Source organism: Gammaproteobacteria bacterium (assembly GCA_013697705.1).
In the GTDB taxonomy this organism is placed as follows: domain Bacteria; phylum Pseudomonadota; class Gammaproteobacteria; order UBA6002; family UBA6002; genus UBA6002.
This window is the reverse complement of sequence record JACCWJ010000035.1, coordinates 1-2,231: the sequence shown is the minus strand read 5'-3', so window position 1 is coordinate 2,231 and position 2,231 is coordinate 1. Positions and strand designations below refer to the sequence as shown.

Below are 2,231 nucleotides of genomic sequence, written 5' to 3'. Positions count from 1 at the left end.
TCTCGGAAATGATGATCAATCACACGCCGTTTGATATGCGGGTGGTGGGATTAAGTATTTTGTTAGCAGACGGGGAGAGCCAAGGCGTTACAAAGTTACCGAGTTTGAGTCACCTAACGGAGCCGGTGGTGAGTCAATTAGTTCTCACTGGGCGTTTGGATTTAGAGCGTACGATAGCGCAAGTACTGGGCAGCCAAGTAGGGAGTTACTTAGGGCAAGGGTTGGGTAATATTGTGAATACGGGGATTGGGGATATAGAGCGTTACTTTACGCCGAAAACTCCCGCGCCGAGTTACACAGCGCAATCTTCACCGCAAAGGTCTAATCAGAACAAGCTCGATGATTTATCGAGGAAGACGAATCATGAGCAAGGGATAAAGAAAACACCTTATCACTCCACTGCGCCGAAGAAGAACTGGGCGGATGTCAATGAGGTGTTTGAGAATGACTGGGAAAGAAAAGCAGTCAGCAATTTTGACAGATCCCTTTATCCGAAAGACCTTGAGCTGCCGAATGAAGGGAATTTAATGCAGCGGTATCAGGCGGCGCCGAGTAGGTCAAAAGAGCGATGGCAACAACCCTCTTCAGTAAATTCAAATGCCAGCGTAGGAAAAATTGCAGAGGCGTATGGAGAAGGAGTAGTCTCAGGTTTACTCGCGCCTTTATATGCCATGGATTATGCAATGAATAATCCTACCGCTCTTGCGGTGGGATTAGCTATGAATTTTTATAATGGGATACATCCCATTCAGAATGTACAGAATATGATTCATGGAGTAGAAAATAGCTGGGATCATTTGGTGCACAGTGATCCGATCACAAGAGCGAAGAGGCTGGGTGAATTGTCTGCTTTACCTTTAGGTTCAGGACTCGGTGCCAGTATTAGTAAGATGTTTGGATCTAAGATGGCTTTAGGGGGCCTAGGGGTTGCAGGGTCTACTGCAATAATTGAAGAGGTTGGGGCAAAGAGTGCCATTGGTTTGACCACACGATTAAACCGCACTCAGCTTAAGGACTATTTAGCAAATGTGCAGAATGTTTCAAGAGAGCAATTAGTAAAAGATCTCAGATCCATAGGTCTAGAGTTCAAAGGTGGTAGTGAAGATGGTAAATTTTTATCTTTTATAGATAAATATTCAAATAAACGCATTGATGTTCATCCCCCTGATACTGTTGGCACAGATTATTACCATATTCATGTTTTTGATAAAAAAGGAAACTCTCTTAACAATCAATTGGAGATAGTGGATAGAAGGTCCTCTGAAGCGCACATAGAGATTAATAGTGATTATGGATATAAACCGGAACTTCCCTATAGGAGAACGATGTGAAAATACATAATAGAGAAGCTTTAAAAAAGTTAAGTTTCATTGATTTTAATGTGCTAAATGTAAATATTGATAAAAAAATTAAAGAGATTACATTCAGACTCGATGGTGCCTTGCATTTAATTAATGGAATTAAGGAAGAATTAGGTGAGGGTTATTTAAAAATAATTAATTATGCTGAAATTGAAATAACGTCATATAACGCAAGAAATAAGTCTAAAACTCAACAAGCAGAGGATAACTATGAAAATTTAAATCAATTATGTGAAATTGATTTAAATGATGACTTAGTCAACATTAAAGGGTTTGCTGAGCAAACTTACAACTGGCTCGAATTTAAAATATCAGGTGGGGAACTAATAGGGGAATTTAAAGATAAAAATTAGATTGTCCACAATAGAGTAGGTTAAGATCCTTTTGAGATTCTGAATATTTAAATGGTTAAATAAGTAAGAGTACAAAGTTATATAGGTTATATCGTCAAATTGTTGGTCACTTTGAGGTTGCGTATGCTGAAGCCCCAATCAGCTATCCTTCTCAAAGTGACCAAATCACCCGCGGCAACCCCGTTTATCCGAGTCAAAGTTATCCGACGAAAATAGATGGTTCATTTACGCCGGTATTAACTGACGTGAAAAAAACCACGATCCATCCGATCCGCACCTACACCTACAATGCGTGGGGCCATAAGATCAGAGAAGTCAATGCGATCAGCGCTGTCACCGATCGAGAATATAATTTTCGGGATCAGGAAATAAAGACCCTGGAATCGCCGGTGTAAGCGCTAATTTAACCACACCTTTTTAATTTTAAAAATAATCTGCATATTATCACTCACAACAATTAATGAGGAGATAATATGATAATTGCGGCAGAAACAAATTCACATCAATCCGAGAAGCA

2 protein-coding genes are annotated in these 2,231 nt (G+C 39.8%); both read left to right on the top strand.

What is annotated here, in order from left to right:
- The first annotated feature begins 8 nt into the window (after positions 1–8).
- Positions 9–1,331, top strand: coding sequence for a hypothetical protein (locus H0U71_07925; GenBank protein MBA2654971.1), 1,323 nt, complete (start codon positions 9–11; stop codon positions 1,329–1,331).
- On the top strand, positions 1,328–1,714 hold the full coding sequence (locus H0U71_07920; protein ID MBA2654970.1) for a hypothetical protein: 387 nt from the start codon (positions 1,328–1,330) through the stop codon (positions 1,712–1,714). Before H0U71_07925 ends, H0U71_07920 begins: the two co-directional genes overlap by 4 nt.
- Positions 1,715–2,231 lie beyond the last annotated feature (517 nt).

What these genes read in the sequence shown, in the direction of transcription:
- H0U71_07925 (MBA2654971.1), top strand. Translation starts at nt 9, where the DNA reads ATGATGATCAATCACACGCCGTTTGATATGCGGGTGGTGGGATTAAGT.